Annotated in this window: 23 protein-coding genes; 13 read left to right on the forward strand and 10 right to left on the reverse strand. The window is 68.6% G+C overall.

The window, feature by feature from the left end; all coding sequences use genetic code 11:
• Positions 1-54 precede the first annotated feature (54 nt).
• Together P0L94_12950 and P0L94_12955 are read left to right on the forward strand one after the other, a co-directional pair.
• On the forward strand, positions 55-663 hold the full coding sequence (locus tag P0L94_12950) for a PadR family transcriptional regulator (protein ID WES63366.1): 609 nt from the start codon (positions 55-57) through the stop codon (positions 661-663).
• A gap of 206 nt (positions 664-869) precedes the next feature.
• Complete coding sequence (locus P0L94_12955) at positions 870-1526, forward strand: GntR family transcriptional regulator (GenBank protein ID WES63367.1); 657 nt, start codon at positions 870-872, stop codon at positions 1524-1526.
• A gap of 108 nt (positions 1527-1634) precedes the next feature.
• Here the strand turns inward: P0L94_12955 and P0L94_12960 are convergent, their stop codons facing one another.
• From P0L94_12960 to P0L94_12980, 5 genes are read right to left on the reverse strand one after another with little or no spacing between them, the layout of a single operon-like run.
• A complete protein-coding gene (locus P0L94_12960) occupies positions 1635-2921 on the reverse strand; it encodes an ABC transporter substrate-binding protein (protein ID WES63368.1) in 1287 nt (428 codons plus the stop codon).
• Positions 2918-4003: a branched-chain amino acid ABC transporter permease gene (locus tag P0L94_12965; GenBank protein ID WES63369.1), complete on the reverse strand. Its 1086-nt coding sequence runs from the start codon at positions 4001-4003 to the stop codon at positions 2918-2920. Before P0L94_12965 ends, P0L94_12960 begins: the two co-directional genes overlap by 4 nt.
• The gene (locus tag P0L94_12970; GenBank protein WES63370.1) at positions 4003-4917 is read right to left on the reverse strand and encodes a branched-chain amino acid ABC transporter permease; all 915 of its coding nucleotides are present in this window, start codon (positions 4915-4917) and stop codon (positions 4003-4005) included. The genes P0L94_12965 and P0L94_12970 overlap by 1 nt, the downstream gene beginning before the upstream one ends.
• Before the next feature lies 1 nt (position 4918).
• A complete protein-coding gene (locus tag P0L94_12975; GenBank protein WES63371.1) occupies positions 4919-5629 on the reverse strand; it encodes an ABC transporter ATP-binding protein in 711 nt (236 codons plus the stop codon).
• The gene (locus P0L94_12980) at positions 5616-6371 is read right to left on the reverse strand and encodes an ABC transporter ATP-binding protein (GenBank protein ID WES63372.1); all 756 of its coding nucleotides are present in this window, start codon (positions 6369-6371) and stop codon (positions 5616-5618) included. Before P0L94_12980 ends, P0L94_12975 begins: the two co-directional genes overlap by 14 nt.
• Positions 6372-6682: 311 nt before the next feature.
• Between P0L94_12980 and P0L94_12985 the strand changes: the two genes are divergently transcribed.
• The 5 genes from P0L94_12985 (at position 6683) to P0L94_13005 (ending at position 11257) form a co-directional block, all read left to right on the forward strand.
• Complete coding sequence (locus P0L94_12985) at positions 6683-8068, forward strand: hypothetical protein (protein ID WES63373.1); 1386 nt, start codon at positions 6683-6685, stop codon at positions 8066-8068.
• 79 nt (positions 8069-8147) lie between these two features.
• Positions 8148-9047 carry an IclR family transcriptional regulator gene (locus tag P0L94_12990; GenBank protein ID WES63374.1) on the forward strand — a complete coding sequence of 300 codons (900 nt, stop codon included), beginning with the start codon at positions 8148-8150 and terminating at the stop codon, positions 9045-9047.
• Positions 9029-9829: a DUF1932 domain-containing protein gene (locus P0L94_12995; GenBank protein WES63375.1), complete on the forward strand. Its 801-nt coding sequence runs from the start codon at positions 9029-9031 to the stop codon at positions 9827-9829. Before P0L94_12990 ends, P0L94_12995 begins: the two co-directional genes overlap by 19 nt.
• A gap of 188 nt (positions 9830-10017) precedes the next feature.
• Entirely contained in the window at positions 10018-11040 is a 1023-nt protein-coding gene (locus P0L94_13000) for an alpha/beta hydrolase (GenBank protein WES66325.1), read from the forward strand.
• A gap of 43 nt (positions 11041-11083) precedes the next feature.
• Positions 11084-11257: a hypothetical protein gene (locus P0L94_13005; protein ID WES63376.1), complete on the forward strand. Its 174-nt coding sequence runs from the start codon at positions 11084-11086 to the stop codon at positions 11255-11257.
• 60 nt (positions 11258-11317) lie between these two features.
• Here the strand turns inward: P0L94_13005 and P0L94_13010 are convergent, their stop codons facing one another.
• Positions 11318-12919 carry an AMP-binding protein gene (locus tag P0L94_13010; GenBank protein ID WES63377.1) on the reverse strand — a complete coding sequence of 534 codons (1602 nt, stop codon included), beginning with the start codon at positions 12917-12919 and terminating at the stop codon, positions 11318-11320.
• Between the two features lie 343 nt (positions 12920-13262).
• Here P0L94_13010 and P0L94_13015 point away from each other — a divergent pair, with 343 nt between their 5' ends.
• Positions 13263-14882, forward strand: coding sequence for a tannase/feruloyl esterase family alpha/beta hydrolase (locus P0L94_13015; protein ID WES63378.1), 1620 nt, complete (start codon positions 13263-13265; stop codon positions 14880-14882).
• Between the two features lie 63 nt (positions 14883-14945).
• On the opposite strand, the gene P0L94_13020 is transcribed toward P0L94_13015, so the two are convergent.
• Both P0L94_13020 and P0L94_13025 read right to left on the reverse strand, forming a co-directional pair.
• Positions 14946-15722: an IclR family transcriptional regulator gene (locus tag P0L94_13020; protein WES63379.1), complete on the reverse strand. Its 777-nt coding sequence runs from the start codon at positions 15720-15722 to the stop codon at positions 14946-14948.
• Between the two features lie 66 nt (positions 15723-15788).
• Positions 15789-17198, reverse strand: a complete 1410-nt coding sequence (locus tag P0L94_13025; protein ID WES63380.1) for a hypothetical protein — start codon at positions 17196-17198, stop codon at positions 15789-15791.
• A gap of 186 nt (positions 17199-17384) precedes the next feature.
• On the opposite strand from P0L94_13025, the gene P0L94_13030 reads away from it, so the two are divergent.
• On the forward strand, positions 17385-18413 hold the full coding sequence (locus P0L94_13030; protein WES63381.1) for a VOC family protein: 1029 nt from the start codon (positions 17385-17387) through the stop codon (positions 18411-18413).
• 175 nt (positions 18414-18588) lie between these two features.
• Here P0L94_13030 and P0L94_13035 read toward each other — a convergent pair whose 3' ends face one another.
• Both P0L94_13035 and P0L94_13040 read right to left on the reverse strand, forming a co-directional pair.
• On the reverse strand, positions 18589-19701 hold the full coding sequence (locus P0L94_13035) for a 5-methyltetrahydropteroyltriglutamate--homocysteine S-methyltransferase (GenBank protein ID WES63382.1): 1113 nt from the start codon (positions 19699-19701) through the stop codon (positions 18589-18591).
• 87 nt (positions 19702-19788) lie between these two features.
• Positions 19789-20256 (reverse strand): MarR family winged helix-turn-helix transcriptional regulator, encoded by a 468-nt coding sequence (locus P0L94_13040; GenBank protein ID WES63383.1) that lies wholly within the window; start codon positions 20254-20256, stop codon positions 19789-19791.
• A gap of 97 nt (positions 20257-20353) precedes the next feature.
• On the opposite strand from P0L94_13040, the gene P0L94_13045 reads away from it, so the two are divergent.
• From P0L94_13045 to P0L94_13060, 4 genes are all read left to right on the forward strand, one after another.
• Positions 20354-21283 (forward strand): SDR family oxidoreductase, encoded by a 930-nt coding sequence (locus tag P0L94_13045; GenBank protein ID WES63384.1) that lies wholly within the window; start codon positions 20354-20356, stop codon positions 21281-21283.
• 48 nt (positions 21284-21331) lie between these two features.
• Entirely contained in the window at positions 21332-22213 is an 882-nt protein-coding gene (locus P0L94_13050; protein WES63385.1) for an amidohydrolase family protein, read from the forward strand.
• A gap of 58 nt (positions 22214-22271) precedes the next feature.
• The gene (locus P0L94_13055; protein WES63386.1) at positions 22272-22724 is read left to right on the forward strand and encodes a MaoC family dehydratase; all 453 of its coding nucleotides are present in this window, start codon (positions 22272-22274) and stop codon (positions 22722-22724) included.
• A 67-nt stretch (positions 22725-22791) separates the two neighbouring features.
• Entirely contained in the window at positions 22792-24318 is a 1527-nt protein-coding gene (locus tag P0L94_13060; protein WES63387.1) for a long-chain fatty acid--CoA ligase, read from the forward strand.
• The last annotated feature ends 46 nt before the right edge of the window (positions 24319-24364 follow it).

Here is a 24364-nt window from a genome sequence, read left to right on the forward strand (position 1 = left end):
CCCCGCACCATTTCCACCAGTTGATAACGTGTGACGGCACGAAAGGGGATGCCGATGAGCCTGCGGTACGCGCTCCTGGCGATCCTGCGCGTGGGACCGCTGTCTGGCTATGACCTGCAGAAGCAGTTCGCGCAGTCGGTCGGGCACGTCTGGTACGCGCCCGATTCGCAGATCTACCCCGAGCTGCGCAAGATGAACGCCGACGGGCTCATCGAGCCCGAGGAGCAGACGCGCGGCGAGCGCGGAACGCGAATCGTCTACCACGTCACGGACGCCGGCGAGCAGGCGTTCCTCGAGTGGATGCGCAGCCCGCTGTCCTATCAGCGGGTCCGCGATCCCGCTCATCTGCGCGCCGCCTATCTCGAGGCGGCGCAACCCGACGACGCGCGGCGGTTCCTCGAAGGACACATCGCCGAGTGGGAGAGCGAACTCGAGCAGTTCGAGGGCGAACTCCGTCACATCGATGCTCTCTCGAACCCGATGCTCGTGCGCCGACTCGCCGTGACACCGGATGCCGAGCGCGAGCGCACGATCGAGTACAAGCGCTTCGCGTATCAGGGACTGGTCGAGCGCGCCAAGGTCGAGATCGACTGGGCGCGCCGCGGGCTGGAGCTCGTGGACCGGCTCTACCCCGACACGACCCCGGACGCCGCGGCCTCCTGAGCCGCGTCGGGACGTCCCGACGCGGGGCCCGGCCCCACCTCACGGGCGTCCGGATGGCGTGCTCCCGTCGCACCGCGTCCCTCTCGCGTGTCGACACGATGATCTCCCCGATTGGCGCGAACTTCGTCGACAATCCCGGCGTCGACGGCTAGTCTCGAACCGGACATCACGACGCCGTGCTGTCCGGTGACGAGGAGGTCGATCGGATGACGGGGAGCACCGCGCCCGGAGCCGACAAGTCGGCGCAGCCGGACCTCACCCAGGAGCTGCGTGATGCGATCCTGGGCGCGGAGTTCGCGCCGCATCAGCGCCTCATCGAGGCCGACATCAGCGACCGCTTCGGCGCATCCCGTGCGGCGGTCCGCGCTGCCCTGATGAACCTGGCGGGCGAAGGACTCGTCGAGCGCCTGCCGAATCGCGGCGCCCGCGTGCGTGCGATCACCGTCGGGGAAGCCGTCGAGATCGTCGAGGTTCGCGTCGGCCTCGAGTCGCTCGTCGCCCGAAAGGCCGCCGAGAACCTCACCGCGGCCGGCGCGACCGACCTTCGGCGCCTTCGCACCGAGATCCAGGCTGCCGTCGACGCGGCGGACCTGCCGCGCTACTCCTCGCTTCACCAGGAAATGGACCGACGCATCCGCGAGATCAGCGGCCACGCCATCGCGGCACAGCTGCTGGAGCGCCTGCGCGCGCAATCCGCGCGCCATCAGTTCCGGCTCAGCTTCCTGCCCGGACGCGCCGCGAGCTCCGCGCCTGAGCACGTCGCCATCATCGATGCCATCCTCGCGGGCGACGCCGACGGCGCCGCCCGGGCGACGAACGATCACCTCTCGGGGATCATCGCAGTGCTGCGCAGCCTGGAGTGACGACGCCCCTCTCACGCCGAGAAGCGGCCCTCCCGGGAAGGGGAGGGCCGCTTCAGTTCCGCGGTGGGGCGGACCGAGTGGACTCGGCCCGCCCCGATGTCGGAATCGTCACTCGACGACGTCGACGTTGGCGTATCCCGCGCCGTTGAACTTCTGCAGCACCACGGTCTGGATGGCGGGGAGGCCGTCCGTCGTGGTGTTGATGGGTCCGAAGGCGAACTCCAGGTCGAGGCTGTCGATCGATGTGAGCGCGTCGTAGAACGACTCACGCGTCGGCTCGGTCATGTTGGTGAACGCCTCTTCGAGGATCTCCGCTCCGATCCACGACCAGAGGCAGTGCGGGAACGACTTGCCGTCCTGGTCGGGACCCTGGGCGTACTCGGCGATCGCGTCGAAGTACTCCTGACCCTCGGGGGTCTCGGCGAACGGCGGCGCGGCGGCCGCCTGCGCGAAGCCGGCCGCATAGACACCCGGGTAGGTGTCGGCGTCGACACCCGCGGGGGTCAGCACTCCGCCCGGCGAGGCGGTGTTGGACGGCAGGAAGATCACCGGGTTCCAGCCGATCGCGTCGGCCTTCGTCAGATCCTCGATCGCACGGGGCACGACCGAGACGGCGTGGAACAGCACGTCCGCGTTCGTCGCGGCCAGCTCGGTGATCTGCGGCTCCAGGTAGTTCGGCGTGTTGCCGGCCGGCCCGGGCTCGTAGCTGAGCTCCTTGACGATGGTGATGTTGTCCGACCCGGCGACGGCCTCCTGGAAGCCCTCCCAGTAGCCCAGTCCGTAGTCGTCGTTCTGGTAGAGCGCGGCGACCGTGTACTCCTCGCCCGAGGCGACGAGGGCCTCACCGAACGCGGCACCCTCCTGCGGGTACGTCGGCACGAGGCCGAGCTGCCACGGCGACTCCTCACGCGTCGAGAAGATCTTGTCGCCGGTCATGATGAGCACCTGCGGCATGCCCTCCTCGATGGCCGCCTCGCGCCACGCCCGGTTGGTCGGGGTGCCCAGGCCGATGCCCGCGGCGAAGACGTCGTCGGCGACCATCTGCTGGAAGTTCGCCGCGGCCTTCTCGGGGTTGTACTCGTCGTCGTAGGTCTTGATCTCGATCGTGCGGGTCTTCCCGTCGCCGAACTCGATGCCGCCCTCGGCGTTGCGCATGCCGAAGTACGCCAGCGCGCCGTCGGCGGTGCAGTTGCCGGGACCAGCGGTGGCTCCGGTCAGCGGTGTGCTGATGCCGAACAGAAGCGAGTCATCGGTGATTCCGGGCGACGCCGCGGTCTCACCATCGTCGGTCGAGCCGGAGTCGCCTCCTCGCGCACAGCCGGCCAGCGCCACGGCAGCGATGCCGATGGCGGCGGCGACTCCGAGAACACGACGCCCCCTTGCGGTGGTGATCATTGGATTGCCTCTCTCTCTTGGTGGTTGGGTGGTGCTGAGGCCGAGGCGCCGTCGCCGTCGCTGTCGTCCTGCCGACGACGGCGCCTGACGAGGCGGCGGATGACGCGGGGCAGGCTGGCGAGGCCCCCCGGCAGCAGGAACAGGACGAGGAGGATGATGATGCCCTGGACGATCGGGGTGTACCCGGTCGCTCCGACGGCGTTGGTGAGCTGCGGGATGAGGACGTAGAAGGCACCGCCGAGGAGCGATCCGACGATGCTGCCCGCGCCGCCGACGATCGTGGCGATGACCAGCTCGATCGAGTGGCCGAAGCCCATGACGTCCGGCGAGACGAATTGGATCGCGACGACGTAGAGGAAGCCCGCGACGCCGCCGTAGATCGCGGCGACCGTGAACGCGAGCACCTTGTATCCGTATGGCGAGATGCCCATCGAGGCGGCGATCGCCTCGTTCTCCTTCACGATGGCGAAGGCCCGGCCGTACTTTCCTCTCACGAGGAAGTACGCGAGTGCGAACATGATCGCCGAGATCGCCAGGATCGCGAAGTACTGGATCTGGTCCTGGTACGGGAAGCTGTCGGTCCGTGGGATGAAGCGGGCCGACATGCCCTCGGAGCCGCCGGTGATCTCGAAACGCTTGAGGAGCGGGACGCCGATGATGGGGAGCGCGATCGTCACGAGCGCCAGGGCCAGACCGCGCAGCCGCAGGGCGGCCATCCCGATGATGACCCCGGCCACGCCCGGAAGGACGATCGCCAGCGCGAGGGCCACGACGAGCACGAGCAGCAGCAGATCGGGTCCGAGCGCGGCGGCCCAGTCGGATTCGATGGTGATCGCCGCGGCGTAGGCGCCGATCCCGACGAAGAACACCTGACCGAGCGACACCTGGCCGGCATACCCCATGACGATGTTGAGCCCGAGGACCGCGACGGCGAAGACCAGGATCCGCGAGATCGTCTGGTTCGTGAAGGGGTCCGAGACAAGCGGCAGGACGAGCAGGATGACGGTGATGATGATGCCGACGGCAAGGCCCGTCCAGCGGTTCTCGGCGACCCGAGCGTAGAGACTCTGCTGCGTCGACATCAGACACGCACCACCTGTCGTCGGCCGAACAGCCCTTGAGGTTTGATGATGAGCACGGCGAAGAGGAAGACGAACGGCACGATCACCTTCAGGTCATGGCCGATGAACGGCACGTACACTCCGACGAGGCTCTCGACGATCGCGATGACCCAGGCGGCGAGCACCGCGCCGATCGGCGAATCGAGGCCGCCGATGATGACCGCGGCGAGCGCGTAGACGAGGATGCCGTCGAAGTTGTCGGGGTACAGCTGCGCCTTCGCCGCGAGCAGGACGCCCGCCACGGTTCCCAGCGATGCCGCCAGACCCCACCCGATCATGAGCATGCCGCCGACCCGGATGCCCGACAGCGCGGCGGAGTCGGAGTTGTCCGAGACCGCACGCAGCCCCAGTCCCAGCTTCGTTCCGCGGAACAGCAGCTGCAGGACGATCATGAGCGCCAGGATCGTGACGAAGGTCGTGATCGACCACACGCTGATCGAGACCCCGAGGACGGTGAAGCTCTCGTTCCCCGAGATGTAGAACGGGTACGGGATGTAGTTGAAGCCCCACACGATCCCGATGAACCCGCCGATGAACGTGAACAGTCCGATGGTCACGACCACTTGGGTGTCGACCTCGGCTCCCATGAACCGGCGCATCACGAACCGCTCGATGAGGGCTCCGATGCCGAACGACGCCGCGACGGCGACGATGATGCCGATGGTGATCCCCGCGAACAGCCCGACGACGGGCGTCACGAGATTGCTCGCCGTGAGTCCGATGTACGCGCCGAGGACCGCCATGCCGCCCTGCGCGAAGTTCACCAGGCCCGTGGCCTGATTGACCAGGACGATCGCGAGCGCAAGGGCCGCGTAGAGCGATCCCTGCGCGAGCCCATCGATGATGAGCTGGATGAATGTCGCCAGTTGATTCATCTCATGCCCCCAGATACGCCTTGCGGATGGCGTCGTCGCCCCGCAGTTCTTCCGTGGTGCCCGTGAGCACGCTTCTGCCGGTCTCGAGAACCACGGCCGAATCGACGACCGAGAAGGCGAGCGTCGCATTCTGCTCGACCACGAGCATCGAGATTCCCGACTCGGCTCGCAGTCGGGAGATCGCGTCGTAGACGTCCCGTGCCGTGCTCGGTGCGAGGCCGAGCGACGGCTCGTCGAGGACGAGCAGGGTCGGCGAGGCCATGAACGCTCGCGAGACCGCGAGCATCTGCTGCTCGCCGCCGGAGAGCGCCGAGGCGGGCTGCCCGATGCGCCGCTTGAGGTTCGGGAACAGCTCGATGAGGTAGTCCACGTCCTGCGCGACCTTCTTCTTGTCCTTGCGCAGGTAGGCGCCGACCATCAGGTTCTCGCGGACGGTCAGATTCCCCAGGGTTCCACGTCCCTCGGGAACGTGGGCGATGCCGAGGGCCGCCACCTGCTCGGGACGGAGCCCGCGGATGTCCTTGTCCTGGAACCGGATCGTGCCGCCCGTGCGGACGACGCCGCTGATGGCGCGCAGCGTGGTCGTCTTGCCCGCGCCGTTCGCGCCGAGGATGCCCACCGCACCGCCGTCGGGCACCGAGAGCGACACCCCCTCGAGCACCTGCACGCGACCGTACGACGCCGTCACGTCGACGAGTTCAAGCAGCGTCATCCGATTCCTCCTTGCCCAGATACGCCTCGATGACGCGGGGGTCCGACTGCGCTTCCGCGGCCGTGCCCTCCATCAGCTTCCGGCCGTGGTCGAGCACCACCACGTGGTCGGTGAGCGCTGAGATGAGGCCCATGTTGTGCTCGACGACGATGACCGTGATGTCGTCCTCGTCGCGGATGCGGAGGACGGTCTCGACGAGGTGCTCGACCTCCGCGTGCGGAAGACCAGCCGCCGGCTCGTCGAGCAGGAGCAGCTTGGGCTTCATCATCAGCGCGCGACACAGCTCGATGCCTTTGTGCAGGCCGTGCGAGAGCTCATCCGCCCGCTCGCCGGCGGCCCAGCCGAGCCCGCTGCGCTCCAGAAGCGCGAGCGCCTCGGCGCGCATCTCCTTCTCGGAGCGCCACGTGAACGGCATCCGGACCGACCACGCGATGGGCCCGCCCGGCAGCCGCTTGTGGGCGCCCAGCATGACGTTCTCGAGGACGGTCTCGCGAAGCTGCAGCGCGGGGTGCTGGAACGTGCGCGCGAGGCCGTGCCGCGCCAGCGTGGAGGGGTGGTCGCCGAGCACCTCGGTGCCGTCGATCTGGATGGAACCGGCACTGGGCTTGTAGTGCCCGCTGATGCAGTTGAACAGCGAGGTCTTGCCCGCACCGTTCGGGCCGACGAGCCCCAGGATCTGGCCGGGCTCCACGTCGAAGCCCACCTCATCGAGCACCGTGACACCACCGAAATGCAGGTTCACGTCTCGCACGGTCAGTCGAGCGCCCATGCTCACCTTTCGTGTCGTCGCGTCGTTGCTACGACCGAGGGGACCGGGTGATCCCCTCACTTGGGGAACGTACGTACCCCGCTTCGGATTGTCAACGATTTTGGTGTGACGTGGCCGAGTCTTTATGCATTCGTTGCCGGACCGGTCCTGCACACCGCCTCTCACACACCATCGTGGCCGCCTGTCCCGGGGGCGCCGCGAGCGATTCCGTCCAATGGAATCTGCGCATCCGGTGCCGCGGCGACGAACGTAATGTGCCGAGCGGACTGAAAGGAAGGTCGATGATGACCGAATCACTCGCTCAGGCGATCACCCGTTCCGGCAGCGCCGTGGAGTTCCTGCGCAACCAGGACTGGCCGGCGTTCACATTCCCGGTGGCACCGGAGTTCACAAACTGGCGCGACGAGCAGCGGGCGTGGAACTCCACGGTCGCCCTCATGGACCAGTCCCATCACATGACCCAGCTCTTCCTGGGAGGCGCGGACCTCATCGACCTGCTGTCGTCGATCTCGCCCAACACGTTCAAGACGTTCCGCCCCGGCGTCGCCAAGCAGCTGATCTCCGTCAACAAGGACGGCTACCTGATCGGCGACGGCATCCTGTTCTGGAACGAGGATGCTCCCGAGGGCCTCGTGCTCATCGGGCACCACCTGCTCATCGACTGGGTGCGCTTCAACATCGAGAAGGCCGCTGCCGCCGGCAAGGACGTGCACCACCGACTCGAGGCGAACTCGCACATGCGGCAGGGCCCCCCGACGTTCTATCGCTACGAACTGCAGGGGCCCGAGGCCGACAAGGTCATGGAGAAGGTCTTCGGCGGACCTGCGCCCGAGATCAAGTTCTTCCACATCGGCGACGTCGAGATCGCTGGACGCCCGGTCAAAGCGCTCCGCCACGGCATGGCGGGCCAGCCCGGCTTCGAGTTCTACGGCGCGTGGGAGGACAACCAAGTCGTGCTGGACGCGCTGATGGAGGCGGGCGAGGAGTTCGGCATCCGCCGCGTCGGCGCGAAGGCCTACTCGGCCACCCCGCTGGAGTCCGGCTGGGTTCCGACGCCGTTCCCGGCCATCTTCGACGACGACTTCGCCGAGTACCGCGAGTGGCTCCCGGCCGCGCGGGCGGGGTCGATCGGCGGTTCGCTGTACTCCCCCGACGTGCACGACTACTACATGACCCCGTACGACATCGGCCTGGGTCGCTCGGTGCGCTTCGACCACGACTTCCACGGACGCGAGGCCCTCGAGAAGCACGCCGAGAATCAGCGCCGTCGCAAGGTCACGCTGATCTGGAACGCCGAGGACGTCGCCGCGGTCGTCCGCTCGCAGATGGAACCCGGTGTTCCCGCGAAGTTCCTCGACTTCCCCAAGGCGCGGTACGGGCTGTTCCAGATGGACACGGTCGAGAAGGACGGCGCTCAGGTCGGCGTCTCGACCGATGCGGGCTACATCGCCTTCGACCAGCTCTACATGTCGTTGGCGTCGCTCGACGTGGACGTCCTCGACGGCACCGAGGTCGAGGTGGTGTGGGGCGAGGACCCCATCTCGCGCAAGGCCGCCGTCGATCAGCAGCACCGCCAGGTGCGCATCCGCGCCACGGTCGCCCCGGCGCCTTACCATGAGTTCGCGCGCACCGTGTATCGCGCGGATGAGAGCGCCGACGCCTCGAGCTGACGCAGTCCTGCGATATCGAGATCCAGCGCCCGGTTCCGTTCATCGGAACCGGGCGCTAGTCTGACGCGAGGAGGTCGCGATGGCGCGAGGGTCCGCCGGTGAGTCGGTGCTGCACAAGCACCTGCGCGTCCTCGACGCGTTCGACTCGGCCCGTCCGTTCCTGAGCCTGTCCGAGATCGCGGATGCCGCCGGCCTCGCACCGTCGACGGCGCACCGCCTCGTGGGCGAACTCGAGCGCGAGGGCATGCTCGAGCGCATGCCGGATCGCTCGTACCGCCTCGGCATCCGGCTGTGGGAGTTCGCGTCCCGCACGCCGGGCGCGCTGGGCCTCCGCGAGCTGGCGCGGCCGTGGCTCGGCGCGGTCCACGCGCGCGTGCGTCAGCACACCCAGCTGGGCGTCCTCAGCGGCCGCGACGTGCTGTTCATCGAGCGGATGTCGACGCGCGATGCCGTCGTCAACGCGACCCTGATCGGCGGGCGCATCCCCCTGCCGATCAGCTCGAGCGGCCTCGTGCTGCTCGCCCACGCCGAGGTCGCGCTCGTGGACGACGTGATCGCGCACGGCTGGCCGCACTACACGGACCAGACCGTGCGCGGCGGCGCCGCGCTGCGCGACCGCCTCGCACACGTGCGCGCCGACGGCTTCGCCGTCGCCGCGGGGCAGATCCACCTGGAGTCGCGCGGCATCGCGGTTCCGGTGATGGGCCCCCACGGCGGCGTCTACGCCGCGATGGGCGTCGTCGTCCCCAACGACGGCTCGACCCCCCTCCCCGCGATCGAGCTGCTGCGGATGGCGGCCGTCGGCATCACGCGCGACCTCGCGAGCGCGTATCTGCCCGACAACGGCGACGACGCCCCGCCCGAGCACAGCGTGCAGCCGCTGCTGTCGACCTCCCGCCGGTCGCTGGAGTACTTCGAAGCCCTCGCGGCCGAGGTCGGCGCGCTCCACGGCGAGCGCGCATGGACGGATCCCTCGTGACGGCGATCGCGATCATGGGCCACGGCGAGGCCGGCCGCGCCTACGCGGTGGGCCTGCACGGCGCCGGCGCCGCCATCAGCGCCTACGACCCGTTCAAGCGCGTGGAGGCCGTGGGCGTGCGGGAAGCGGGCACGGTTGCCGACGCGATCACGAATGCCGAGGTCGTCCTGAGCCTCGTCGGGGCTTCCGAGAGTCGCGGCGCGGCCGCCGACGTGTTCGCGGTGGCCGCGCCGGGCACGCTCTTCGTGGACATGAACACGTCGGCACCCGACCTCAAGCGCCAGATCGCCGCCATGGCGGCGGATGCCGGTGTCGAGATGGCGGATGTCGCGATCCTCGCCCCGGTCCTGCGCGCCGGACACGCCACGCCGCTGCTCGCCAGCGGCCCGGCGGCCTCTCGCACGGCCGATGTCCTCGGATCGCTCGGAGCGCCGGTCACGATCGTCGACGGCCCCGCGGGAGCGGCCGCGCGGCTGAAGCTGCTGCGGAGCGTGTTCATGAAGGGCCTGGCCACCCTCGTGATCGAGGGGACGAGCGCGGCCCGCGCCGAGGGCGCCGAGGAGTGGCTGCGCGGACAGATCGCCGGCGAACTGGGCCCCGCGGGTGCGGCGCTGGTGGACCGTCTGGTCGACGGCACGTACATCCACGCCGTCCGACGCGAGCACGAGATGCGCGATGCGCTGGAACTCCTCGAGACGGCCGGCCAGCCGACCGACATGACCCGCGCGACGGTCGCGTGGATGCAGCGGATCGTCGCGGGGCTCCCCGACGCGGGCGATTGACGTCGCCGCTCTGATCGACGGGACCGCCACCAGCCTGGATTCCCCGGCGCGCGGACACCATGCGAAAAGCACGCACTGCGAGTACGTGGAGAGGCAGTGTCTGGTGATCGCCGTCATGCGGGATCCACCATGGATGCAGATCACCACGCGACACATGCGGAGCCCGAGTGGTGCGGAGGTGCGGCTGTCTGCCGCCGGATCCGACCACAGGTGCGATCGAGAACAAGAAGGAAGCGCCGATGGAAGAGAATCTCGAACTCGTCTCGGAGTGGGACAAGACATTCCCGCAGAGCGACACGGTGGAGCACCGCAAGGTCACGTTCCACAACCGGTACGGCATCACCCTCGCCGCCGACCTCTACACGCCCAAAGGCGTCGAAGGGAAGCTGCCGGCCATCGCCGTCAGCGGCCCGTTCGGCGCGGTCAAGGAGCAGTCGTCGGGCCTGTACGCGCAGACCCTCGCCGAGCGCGGGTTCCTGACCCTCGCATTCGACCCCTCGTTCACCGGCGAGAGCGGCGGCAGCCCCCGCTACGTCGCCTCCCCCGACATCAACACCGAGGACTTCCAGGCCGCCATCGACCTGCTCTCGGTGCAGGAGAACGTCGACGCCGACCGTATCGGCGTCGTGGGCGTCTGCGGCTGGGGCGGCATGGCGCTGAGCGCGGCCGCCATCGACACCCGCATCAAGGCGACCGTCACCTCGACGATGTACGACATGACCCGCGTGAACGCCGAAGGCTACTTCCGGTCTGAGGACAGCGAAGAGGCACGCCACGCCAAGCGCGAGGCCATGAACGCGCAGCGCACCGAGGACTACCGCACCGGCGAGTACGCGCTCGTCGGCGGCCTCCCGCCGGCAGTGCCCGACGAGGCCCCGCAGTTCCTCAAGGACTACGTCGACTACTACAAGACCGACCGCGGCTACCACGCCCGCTCGGTCAACTCCAACGGCGGCTGGACCGTGACGACGGCCCTGTCGTTCCTGAACATGCCGCTGCTGGCATACGCGGCCGAGATCCGCAACCCGGTCCTCCTGGTGCACGGCGACAAGGCGCACTCGTACTACTTCAGCCAGGACGCCTACGCCAAGCTCACCGGCGACAACAAGGAGCTGCTCACGATCGAGGGAGCGAGCCACACCGACCTGTACGACCAGGTCGACATCATCCCGTTCGACAAGATCGCGGCGTTCTTCGCCGAGAGCCTGTAGGAACACGAGGTCGCTGATTCCCGGCCGGCGACGTCCGCCGCTCATGAGGTCATGGGCGGCGGGCGCCGCTTCAGCCGCGCGAACAGAACCACACGATGACGAGCGAACCACCACGACCACGGGCATCGATGTCTTCACGGTCGACGTCGACGGGCTCATCCGCAACGTCACGGCGTCCTGGAGCGACGACGACATCGTGACCAGCCCTGCGCCCTGAAGCCCAGGGAGTCCCCGGCAGCCGCCCTCAGGTGCCGGGAGGGACCAGACGCGCGGGTCGCTACCGGGCGAGCTGGGCGCGCAGGTCGGCGATCACGTCGTCGCGCATCCGGCCGACGTCGACCTTGCCGGTCGGGGTGCGGTCCATCGACGCGCGGAACACGATATGCCGCGGCTTCTTGTACCCGGCGAGCAGCCGACCGGTGTGCTCGATCAGCTCGTCGGCTGTGACGTCGCCCGCGCGCTGCACGACCGCCGTCACGATCTCGCCGAACCGAGGATCGGGCACGCCGAGCACGACGACATCGGCGACGGCCGGATGCGTCAGCAGCGCTTCCTCGACGTCGAGCGGGTAGACCTTCTCACCGCCGGTGTTGATGACTCCGCTGCCGCGCCCGAGGAACTCGATGTGCCGGTCGTCCTCCACGCGCACCCAGTCCCCGGGGACGACATGGCGGATGCCGTCGATCACGGGGAACGTGGCGCGCGTCTTCTCGTGGTCGCGGTGGTACCCGAGCGGTAGCGCGCCGCGCTGGGCGAGCACGCCCAGGGCGCCCGGGATGTCCTGCACCTCGCGTCGCTGATCGTCGAGGACGACGGCAGACGGGAAGAGCTTCGGCCGCCCCGGCAGATCGTCGACACCGGTCGTGATCGTGGCCGCGAACACACCGCCCTCGGTGGAGGCGAGCAGGTCGACGATCGTGAGGTCGCCCAGTTCGTGCAGTCGCCGCTTGGTCTCCGGGCTGAACCGCATGCCTGAGCTCATGACCGACGTCACCGTCGGCAGGCCCACTCCGAGGCGCTCAGCCGCCTCGACCAGCGGGAAGGCCACGGCGTCGCCGGCGACGATGAGGCGAGTCGCCGCCTCGTCGTTCGCGAATCGGACGGCAGCCTCGGCGTCCAGCCGCGCCGATGAGGTCACGAGCACCGTTCCGCCGAGGGTGAGCGTGTTCATCGACGTCGTCAGCGCGGTGCCGTGCATGAACGGTGCGAGCGGGAGGTTGACGACCCGGGGCGTGGCGGGATCGGCGGCGATGCGCGCGGCTTCCTCGACAGACTCGGGCCACGGCACGTCTGTGAGCGAGTAGGTCGGCACCATCTGCGCCTCGAACAGATCCTGATCGTCCCACCGCACGGCCTTGGGGCGGCCGGTCGTCCCGCCGGTGTAGATCCACAGCTCCGTGCTCTCGGGTGCCGACGCGGGCAGGACCTGGTCGTCCGCGACGGCGTCCGCCCAGGCGATGCCGGGGAACGGTCCCGACCCGGCATCCGGGATGGAGATGAGCAGAATGTCGTCCGCTGCTTCCGCGGCGGCGGCCGAGGCGACCTCCACGAGCGAGCCCGGGTACAGCAGCGCCTCGGCGCCGGAGTCGTCCAGCAGAGCGGTGACTTCGCCGGCGCGCAGGCGGAAGTTGAGCGGTACGGGCGTGATCCCCGTGGCCAGGCACGCCAGCAGGGCGATCAGGAACTCCGGCCTGTTGTGCAGCAGCATCGCGAGGGCGTCGCCGGCACCCAGGCCCTGGCGCCGGAGGGTCGCGGCGAGCGCGCCCGCCTCACGGGCGAACCGCTCATAGGTCCACTCCTCCTCCTGCGTCCGGATCGCGGCGCGCTCCGGCACGGCGCGCGCGACGGCTTGCCAGACGTCGGCATAGTGAGCGCGCACGTCATAACTCCGAGGTCGGTGCAGCGGTCATCCCGGTCCCCACTTCGTATCCTCGGCCGTCGCGTCGTCACCGGCGGCCTGGTCCTGCCGTGGTCAGTCTGACGCGGACCGACCGGGGATGCCGTCGCCCTTCCGGGCGATGGAAGGCGGGAGCGCACACGCCGCGCCCGGGCGAAGCGAGCGACGTAGCCTACCCGGCCTCGCGACGCGAAGGAACGGGTGCCGCCGCTGACCGGAAGCGGCGTTGTCGCCGCCTGGACGGCGTGCGAGCGTCGCATCGGGCGCCGGCTGTCTCCTCGCCACCGGGCGGCGCTCGCGTCAGTCACTACGCAAAGGAGCGTCGATGAAATCTGCACTCACCAGACTGTCCGCGGTGTCGATGGGCATCGCGGCCGTCCTCGCGGCCACCGCGGGCGCGTCTGCGGCTTCGGCCGCGCCGCCGTCCGAGCGCGAGCCCCAGGTGGTCACCCAAGCCGACTGCGAGGCTCTGGTCGGCTTCACGATCCCCGCGAAGGAGATCGGCCTGCCGACGAACGGCGCCGAGGTCGAGACGGCGACGTGGAACGACGCCGGCGACTACTGCGCCGTCACCGGCTGGATCTTCGCCGTCAGCGCCCCCCAGGACATGGAGTTCCAGGTCAACCTCCCCGGCGACTGGAATCGCCGCACGCTGCAGTTCGGCGGCGGCGGGTTCGACGGATCGCTCGTGACGGCGACCGGAGCGTACACGGCGCAGCCGGCGGGCTCGCCCACCGCGCTGTCGCAGGGCTGGGTGACGCTCGGCTCCGACGGCGGCCACCAGGGCGCCCCCGGGTTCGACGGCACGTTCCAGCTCGACGAGGAGCTGTTCCTCAACTACGGGCAGTGGTCGGTCAAGAAGGCCCACGATGCCGCGGCCGCGGTCATCCTCGCCGCCTACGGCGTCGACGCGAACTGGTCCTACTTCATCGGCGGCTCCCAGGGCGGTCACGAGGCGCTCGACGCCGCAGCCCGGTACCCGCGCGACTACGACGGGGTGATCGCGAACTACCCCGCGTACAACGTCACGATGATGCACGTGGGCGCGGTGAACTTCCGTGACGCGGTGCAGCTGGACGGCGGCGCGGGCCACCTGAACTCGGGCGAGACCGCGACGATCACGGATGCCGTCTACGCGGCGTGCGATGGCCTCGACGGTGTCGAGGACGGGCTGATCAGCAACGTCCGCGGATGCGACGAGACCTTCGACATCCAGACACTCGCGTGCGCGGAGGGCGTCGATCCCGCCACGACGGACACATGCCTGTCGGAAGCCGAGATCGCCGCCGCCGAGAAGATCACGACCGACTACGACCTCGGCATCGACATCGAGGGCAACTCGATCTTCGCGAAGAGCGCGCTGCTGGAGGGGGCCCTGTATCAGGGCTTCGCCGGCTTCGGCTCCAGTGCCGAGTCGCAGGGCCTGCAGTTCCTCGTGTTCCAGGCGACGATGCGCTACGGCGTCGCCGGAGACCCGCCCGGGTTCGACGCCTACACGGCCGACCCGCTCGACTACGCGGAGCGCGTGGAGGAGGTCGGCGAGATCATGGACGTCACCGACGTTTCGCTGAACCAGTTCCGCGCGCACGGCGGGAAGGTCATCCTGACGCACGGCACGATCGACGACTTCATCACGCCGCACAACACCATCCAGTACTACGAGGCGCTCGAGGACGAGTTCGGCAAGCGGCTCGACTCGTTCGTGCGCTTCTACACGGTGCCCGGATGGGGCCACGGACAGGGCCTGTTCCGCGCGCAGTACGACGGACTGGACGCGATCGTGGACTGGGTCGAGAACGACGTCGCACCCTCAGGACTTGTCGCCCGCGACGGCAACGCCGGCGCGGACCGCACCCGTCCCATGTGCGAGTACCCGTCCTGGCCCGAGTACGACGGCTACGGTTCGGTCGATCAGGCCAGTTCGTACACCTGCGTCGCCGACTGACCTCGGCTCCTGAACGCAGGTCGATCCCGCGGGGTCCCGGTTCGCCGGGGCCCCGCGGGTCCGTCAGCCGCCGGCACCGCGGATCAGGTGCGCCTCGCGGATGGCCCGCCCGATGCCGGAGGCCGCGACCGTCAGCATCTCGATGCTCGCCTGGGCCGATGACCCGTCACTGGGGACCACGACGCCGATCGCGGCGATCACCCGGCCTCCCTCACCCTGAACGGGCACGGCGATCCCGCGCGACGCCGGGTGGATATGGCCGTCCGCAACGACGTAGCCGTCCGCGCGCACTCGTCGCAGTCGCGCGCGCAGCTCGTCCGAGGTCCGGATCGTCTTCGGCGTGAGCGCGGGCCAACCCGATGCCACGACATCGTCGACCACTGCCGAACCGGCGTGAGCCAGCAGCACGAGTCCGCTCGAGGTGACCGCGAGCGGGAAGCGCCCGCCGATCACCGTGGCGTTGACCGTGGCACCCCGCGCCGACATCCGCTCGATGAACAGCACGTCGCGGCGACTGCGCACCCCCAGCTGGGTGTGCTGCCGGACGCGGGCATGCACCTCGTCGAGCCACGGCCGCGCGATCTCCCGCAGGCCAAGCGCGCCGGGAGTGCGTGCCGCGAACTCCCACAGCCGGATGCCGAGCTGATACGTGCGATCGGGCGCGCGCTCGAGCATGCCCTCGCGCTCGAGCGCGGCCACGAGCCGATGCGCCGTCGTCGGCGGCAGCCCCGTGGCCTCGGCGATCTCGGTGAGCGTCAGAAACGGCCGGTCGATCTCGAACGCCTGCAGCACGCGAAGGTGCTTGTGCAGCACCGACTCGCCGTCAGAGCGATGCGCCACGCTCGTCTCTCTCGTCAGCGCCGATCGCGGCCGGCCGGGGCGCGTCGCCCCGGTCGGCTCCTGCGATCAGGACGACGTCGCGGCCGTGCGCCATCCGCCGTGGTACTCCGTGCGCGCCGTCTCGGCGTACGGCACGGGGCTCACGATGGCGCGGATCGCGATCTGCTCGTGCGGCTCGACGGTGGTCTTGCCCGACCCGCCGTTCGGCTCGCCCCAGACCACGCGCACTTCGGCGCCGATCGGCACGTCGTGGTCCACGGTCGCCAGCGACAGGCCGCGCTTCTCGTTCGCGGTCACGCCCGTGAACAGCGACAGGCCGATGGTGTTGCCGTCGGCGTCGATGACGGCGTCGAAGTTCGACGAGCCGTAGTTCGCGTTGGGCAGGTCGAAGAACTGGTAGCCGGGGCCCTCGCGGTCGAGGGGCGAGCTGAGGACCTTGGCGAGGTCCTCGTCGTTCCAGGCGAGCGTGACCTTCTTGCGCTGCGTCGCCGGGTCGAGCTTCTCGAGGGCCTCGCGGCCGATGAAGTCGTGGTCGAACTTCACGAACGATCCGTAGCCGAGCTCCCACGGGTTCAGGTAGTAGTCCTCGATGTCATCCGAGACGAACGACCCGGCGAGGGCGTTGATCGCCTCGTAGCTCTTGGCACCCGACCACTCGCGGAACTTCCGCTCGATCTCCCCGCCGGTGTAGATCGCCGGCAGCGGCGAGGGGATCCAGCCCGACTCCAGGGTGTTCGACGAGTAGGCGCGCGAACCGCAGGGCTCGATGCCGAACTCGGCGCCGGCCTCGAGGATCGCCTCGCGGATCTTGCCGTGCTGCTCGTAGGGACCCCAGAGCTCGAGGCCCGGGGCGCCCGCCATGCCGTGGCGGAGCGTGCGCACCTGCTCGCCGGCGATGGTCATGTACCCCATGTGGAAGAACTTGACCTTCTCCATCGGGCCGCCGTTGAGCTTCTCGATGATCGCCCACGCGTTCGGGCCCTGGATCTGGAAGCGGTAGTACTCGCGGTGCACGGCCTCGCCGTAGGGGCGCGAGGGCGAGCGGTCGTCGTAGCGGATCTCGACGTCGTAGCCGCCGGTCTCGGCATGGAACTGCAGCCAGTTCGCCGCCGGCGCGCGGCCGACGTACACGTACTCGTCCTCAGCCTCGCGGAAGAGGATGCCGTCGCCGATGACGCCGCCGGTCGAGGACGTCGGCACGTACTGCTTGGCGGTGTCGACCGGGAAGTTCGCCACCGAGTTGATGGCGGTGTCGCTGATCAGCTTGATCGCCTCGGGTCCCGACATGAACAGGTTCACCATGTGGTGCGACTGGTCGAACAGCACGGCGGTCTCGCGCCAGGACTTCTGTTCGCGGCGCCAGTTGCTGAACTCGGCGGGAACGACCGGGTAGATGTAGGTTCCGAGCTTCGAGTCGCGGAGCATCTGCACGATGTTCCCCTGCTCGTCGAGCAGCTCCTGGAGGTTGTCGGCCATGATGTCTCCTTCGACGTCGTCGTCTTGGTCCGATGCGAGCTTACGAACCTCATTTACCTATGTCAATAGGTATTTCGTATCCCTATGCCAATAGGTATGCTCACGACCGCGAAGGGTCTTCGACGGCTGGGTCAATTCCCGCCCTGGCCGGGGCCTTGAGCCCCTGTTTGTCGAGGAGGACATGACATGGCCACGTTCGAGAACTTCGACCTCGCCCATCTGGGCGGGATCGAGCTGTTCACCCCGAAGTTCGAGGAGAGTCTTCACTTCTTCCGCGACATCTGCGCGATGCGCGAGGTCGAGCGGATCGGCGACTCCGCCTACCTGAGGTGCTGGGACGAGTACCAGCTGTACACGCTCAAGCTCACCGCGTCCGACACCAACGGCGTCGGACGCACGCTCTACCGCACCACCAGCGAAGAGGCTCTCGACCGGCGCGTGAAGGCGATCGAAGCGTCCGGGCTCGGCCACGGCTGGCGCGACCCCGAGGTCGGCGTGGGCCGGTCGTACGAGTTCGAGGACCCCGACGGGCACCTCATGGCGCTGTACTTCGACACCGAGCACTACGTGCCCGACGATGAGGATCGCCCGGCCTTGAAGAACCAGGCGTCGGCATATCCCGGTCGCGGCATCAACGCCCGCCGCATGGACCACATCAACTATCTCGCGTCGGACGTCAACGCCGCCGGCGAGTTCTGGCGCGACGTCATGAAGTCACGCGAGTCCGAGCGGGTGAAGCTGGACGCCGGCGGCTACGGAGCGTGGTGGTTCCGGTTCCACCAGAAGTCCTACGATGTCGTCTACTCCGACGACTGGACGAAGCAGCGAGGACGCTTCCACCACTTCGCGATCGCCCCGGACTCCCGGGAAGACATCCTCAAAGCAGCCGACATCTGCCTCGAGAACGGCATCTACATCGAGTACGGGCCCTACAAGCACGCCATCAACCAGACGTTCTTCCTGTACGTGTGGGAGCCCGGCGGCAACCGCATCGAGTTCGCCACGGCGCAGGGCCGACTCATTCTCGACCCCGACTGGCCGGTGGTCGAATGGAGTCAGGCCGAACGCGCCAAGGGCCAGGCGTGGGGCATGAAGACGATCCCCACCTTCCACACGCACGGCACGCCCTACGTCGACCACCAGGAGGAGATCGACCAGGCGGCACTGGAGGGCCGGAAGTTCGTCCTCCCCGAGCGCGACGTCGAGAACGAGTAGCGCCGCACCGCAGCCCCACTGAGGCGTCGATTGGCGCTCAATGCCGCGCAAGGCATGCGATGCGGCATCCCGCGACAACCGAGCGCGGATGTCTGACAATCAGTTGGCCGTGGATGTCACCACAGTCCGTTGAAGCGGCATCCCGCGTCAACCGAGCGGGATGCCGCGACGTCTCCTACTTCCAGACCTCGTCGGCGATCGCGACGATCTCGCGGATCTTGGCCCACTGCTGCTCCTCGGTGAGGACGTTGCCCTCCTCCGTCGAGGCGAAGCCGCACTGGGGGCTCAGGGCCAGCTGGTCCAGCGGCGCGAACTCCGCGGCCTCGTCGATGCGCTTCTCGACGGCGCCGACCTCCTCGAGGTCGCCGCTCTTCGAGGTGATCAGCCCCAGCACGACCGTCTTGTCGCCCTCGGGGAGGAACCGCAGCGGCTCGAAGCCGCCGGCGCGCTCGGAGTCGTACTCGAGGAAGTAGCCGTCGTAGTTCGTCACACCCAGCAGTTGCTCGGCGACCGGCTCATAGCCGCCCGACGAGATCCAGGTCGAGCGGAAGTTGCCACGGCACACGTGCGTCGTGACGGTGAGGTCGTCGGGCTTGCCCTCGAGGATGCGGTTGAGCATGTCGGCGTAGCGCTCGGCGATCCCGTCGGTCTCGATGCCGCGATCGCGGGCCTTTGCCAGCTCGACGTCCGAGCACAGATACGCCCACGCGGTGTCGTCGAACTGCAGGTACCGGCATCCGGCATCGTAGAACGCCTGCATCGCGTCGCGGTACGTCGTCACGAGGTCGTCGACGATGTCGTCGCGGTGCTCGTAGGGCGCGGCGAGGTGGCCGGGCTCGAGGCGGAAGTCGAGCACCGTCGGCGCGGGGATGGAGAACTTCGGCATCGCGCCCGTGCTGTGCGCAAGCACGTCGCGTAGGTAGCGGAAGTGGTTCAGGAAGGGGTGGTCGTCGCTGAAGCCCACCTTGCCCGAGATCTCGATGCCGCGCGGCTTGGTCTGGACACCCTGGAACTGGATGCCGTGGTCGAGCTCGACGATCTCGACGCCGTCGAGCAGCCCGAAGAAGTCGTAATGCCACCACGACCGGCGGAACTCGCCGTCCGTGGCGACCTTCAGCCCGGCGTCCGCCTCCTTCTTGACCAGGTCCAAGATGGCGTCGTCCTCGACGGACCGCAGCGCCTGCTTGGAGAGATCCCCCTGCGCATACTCGAGGCGCGCCTCGTGGATGGCGTCGGGACGGAGGAAGCTGCCGACGATGTCGGCGCGGAACGGAGGCTGGTGCGACATATCGTGAGCCTACGACTTCTGCGGGGCGCTGATCGACCCTGTGTCGTCACGCAACGTCGTCATGTCGCGGCGGGCCGGCCGCAGAACTCACTCCTCGTCGAGCGCGATGCGCTTGAGCATGTCGGTGAGCTGTGCCCGCTCCTGCTCGCTCAGGCGCGCGTGAACCCGCCGCTCCGAGTCCTCCGCCACGACTCGGGCAGCAGCGGCGACGCGAACGCCGTCGGCGGTGGCGACCACGACGTTGGCCCGCCGGTCCTCGGGGTCCGGGCGCCGCTCGACGAGCCCGCGACGCTGGAGGTCGTCGACAAGGGCGACGACCTGACTCGGGTCCAGCCGCAGGAAGTCCGCCAGTTCGCGCTGCGAAGGACGCGTATCGGCGGCGGCGAGCTCGAGCACAGCGAATGCACGCACCTTGAGCCCGTGTTCGGCGAGGGCCGCGTTGGCTTCGGCGACCGCCAGCGCGTTCGCCCTCGCGAGCAGGAAGCTGAGGTCATCGGCGAGCGGCGAGCGGGCGAGCCGGCTGCCGCCGACGGACGACGTCGTCGGTCTGGGCATGGTGGCATCGTAGCCCAAATTGATGAGAGTGAGAACTATTGACATTCTCAATCTAATTGGTCTTGAATGGACCTGAGATTCAGCAAGGGAGCTTCATATGTCACTCGAGGGCAAGGTCGCCATCGTCACTGGTTCGGGTCGCGGGCTCGGACTCGCCTACGCACAAGAACTGGCCCGCCAGGGCGCCTCGGTCGTGGTCAACGACGTCGACGAGGCAACAGCCGCGGACGCCGTCGCGTCGATCGAAGCGGCGGGCGGGAAGGCCGTCGCGGTGGTCGCGCCGGTGGGTCCGACCGAGACGGCGAAGCAGCTCGTGCAGACCGCGGTCGACACCTACGGGCGCCTGGACATCCTCGTCACCAATGCCGGCGTGCTGCGCGACACCGTGCTGTGGAAGATGAGCGACGACGACTTCGACACCGTCATCGGGGTGCACCTTCGCGGCACGTTCACGTGCGTGCGCGAAGCAGCGACGTACATGCGCGAGAACCAGATCCCCGGCCGCATCATCACGATCGGCTCCCCCACGGGTCAGCGCGGCAACTTCGGGCAGACCAACTACGCCGCGGCCAAGGCCGGCATCGTCGGCATGGTCCGCACCTGGGCCATGGAGCTGAAGAAGGCCGGCATCACGGCCAACGCCGTCGTCCCCGTCGCCGCCACCGCCATGACCGCGACGATCCCCTACTTCGCGGCGGCCATGGAGGCGGATGCGGCCGGCGAGCCCATGCCGCCGTTCTTCCGGCACGATCTCGGCTTCGGCACGATCGCCGATGTCGCCGGACTCGTCGCCTACCTCGCCTCCGACGAGGCCGCCGGTGTCACCGGCCAGGCGATCGGCATCGGCGGCGATCGCCTGCAGCTGTGGTCCCACCCCGAAGCCATCGTCTCCGCGTACCACGAGGGCGGCTGGTCCTATGACGACCTGCAGGCCGGCTTCACCGACGCCGTCGGCGACCTCCAGACCGTCGGCGAGAAGTTCCCCCCGCTGCCCGAGGAGCTCGTTCGCCCCAAGCCGGAGGCCTGAGCGGGACGCTTCGTCCCGCTTCACCCGCTCGCCGCCCGGAACGGAACCATGACCCGCTACGAACCCGCGATCGACGTCGACGCGCTCACCGCGCTCGACGTGCATGTGCACATCGAGGTCGACGCGCACGGACACGCCTCGCTCCCGCCCGACCTGGTCGAGGCGGCCTCGAAGTACTTCTCGGCCGACGGGCCGCGCCCCGACCTCGACTCGGTCGCGGCCTACTACCGCGAGAGGAAGATGGCGGCCGTCGTCTTCACGGTCGACGCTGAGACCCAGCTCGACCACGTGCCGGTGTCGAGCGCGGACATCGCCGAAGGCGCCGCGCGCAACAACGACGTCCTCATTCCGTTCGGCTCGGTCGACCCGCGCCGGACGGATGCGGTCGACCGCGCCCGGCGACTGATCGAGGACCACGGCGTGCGGGGCTTCAAGTTCCACCCGACCGTGCAGGGCTTCGACCCCAGCGACGAGGCGTACTACCCGCTCTACGCGACGCTGCAGGACGCCGGAGTCGTCGCTCTGTTCCACACCGGACAGACGGGGATCGGCGCCGGCATGCCCGGCGGTCGCGGCTTCAAGCTGGGGCTGTCCAACCCGATCCTGCTCGACCCGGTGGCAGCCGACTTCGGCGACCTGCAGATCATCATGGCCCACCCGTCGGTGCCGTGGCAGGACGAGGCGATCTCGGTGGCGACCCACAAGCACAACACGTGGATCGACCTGTCGGGATGGAGCCCGAAGTACTTCCCGGAATCGCTCGTGCGCGCCGCGAACTCCTACCTCAAGCGCCGCATCCTCTTCGGCTCGGACTTCCCGCTTCTCACCCCCGATCGTTGGATGAGGGACGTCGAGCAGACGTCACTGAAGCCCGAGGTCATGCCCGGCATCCTCAAGGACAACGCCGTGCGCCTGCTGGGGCTCGACTGACGCCCAGAGCCGACCCCATCGAATCCCTGTCAACACCACCCCTCCGAAGGAGACAATCATGACCACCACCGTCGCCTACGCCGACCTCCCCGGAGCCGTCGGCACCGAGATCGGCCCGTCGTCCTGGCTCGAGGTCACGCAGGAGCGCGTGAACACTTTCGCCGACGCGACGGACGACCACCAGTGGATCCACGTCGACCCCGAGAAGGCCAAGGACGGCCCGTTCGGCGCCCCGATCGCCCACGGCTTCCTCACACTCTCGCTCCTGATCCCGCTGCAGACCGAAGTGTTCGACGTCGATGGCGTCACCACCAAGGTGAACTACGGCCTCGACAAGGTGCGGTTCGTCTCGCCCGTCAAGGTGGGCGACCGCATCCGCCTCGTCGGCACAATCGCCGACGTCATCGAGGTGCCCGGCGGCTACCAGCTCGTGGTCGACATCACGATCGAAGTCGAGGGCGGCACCAAGCCGGCCGTCGTCGCCCGGAGCCTTTCGCGCTTCTACGCCTGACCTTCATGCCGTGCCCCACGCTCGCGTGGGGCACGGCACTCCCGGACGCAAAGCTCGAAGGAGAGATATGCGCAACCGCGGCCTCGGCTTCTGGCTCGCCAAGCGGCGCCTGAAGAACCCCGACAAGCCCGCCATCGTCTTCGGCGACGAGACCATCACGTACCGTGATCTGGCCGACGCGGCCGACCGCGTCGCTTCGGTCCTGTGGCACCGCGGCATCCGCAAGGGCGACGCCGTCGCCTATATCGGCGAGAACAGCCCGCAGTTCCTGCAGGTGATGTTCGGCGCCGCGCAGATCGGGGCGCTGTTCGTCCCCGTCAACACGCGACTTGCGGCCCCGGAGATCCGCCACGTGCTCACCGATTCCGGCGCCCGGGCGCTGATCCTCGACCCGGAGTTCCTGGAACGGGCGATGCCCGGCGTCGAAGAGGGGCGCATCGCGCACGTGATCGTGACCGGCGACGGCATCCCCGGGCATCCGGGCATCCAGCGGCAGATGGCCGAGGCGACCGGAGGCCACACCATCGCCGACGTCTCGCTCGACGACCCCGCCGCCATCATCTACACCTCGGGCACGACCGGCAAGCCCAAGGGCGCCGTCCTGTCCCACGGCAACCTGACCTGGGTTTCGATCAACTGTGTGATCGACTACGACGTGGTCTCCAGCGACGTTTCGCTGATGATCTCGCCTCTCTTCCACGTCGCATCGCTCGGCATGGGCGCGCTCCCCGCCATGCTCAAGGGAGCGACCCTCGTCCTCGAGAAGGGCTTCGAGCCCGGTCGGGCGCTGGCCCTGATCCAGCAGCACGGCATCACCATGCTCTCGGGCGTCCCCACCACTTACCAGATGATGGCCGATCACCCCGACTGGGAGTCGACCGACGTCTCGACCCTGCAGAAGCTCACTTGCGGCGGATCCGCGGTGCCCACCCGCATCCTCAACGCCTACGAGGAGCGCGGCCTGCACTTCTCGCAGGGCTACGGCATGACCGAGACGTCGCCCGGTGCGACGTCGCTCTCCCCCGACATGACCCGGAGTAAGCAGGGGAGCGTGGGCCTTCCGCACTTCTTCACGGAGGTGCGGATCGCCGACGAGAACGGCGACATGCTGCCACGCGGGACCGTGGGCGAGATCGAGGTCTCGGGTCCCAATGTGTTCCTCGGCTACCACGGCCTGCCCGATGCGACCGCGGCGTCGTTCACGAACGACGGATGGTTTCGCTCCGGGGACCTCGGATACCTCGATCCGGACGGCTACCTTCACATCTCCGACCGACTCAAGGACATGATCATCTCCGGCGGTGAGAACATCTATCCCGCGGAAGTCGAGAACCTCATCAACGACATCGAGGGGATCTCGGGGGTTGCTGTCGTGGGTGTGCCCGACGAGCGATGGGGCGAGGTGCCGTGGGCGGTCGTGACCGTGCGCGAGGGCGCCGAGGTCGACACCGAGACGGTCCGCGAGCGACTGGACGGCGTGCTCGCCCGCTACAAGCTGCCCAAGAACGTCGTCGTGGTGGACGACCTGCCACGCACGGCGTCGGGCAAGATCCGCAAGGCCGACCTGCGCGAGCGCTTCGGCCGCACGACATGACCCACTGACACGCAAACGAGAGCGGGCCGCCTCCGGGTGAGGCGGC

It is taken from the genome of Microbacter sp. GSS18, from assembly GCA_029319145.1.
GTDB lineage: Bacteria > Actinomycetota > Actinomycetes > Actinomycetales > Microbacteriaceae > Microbacterium.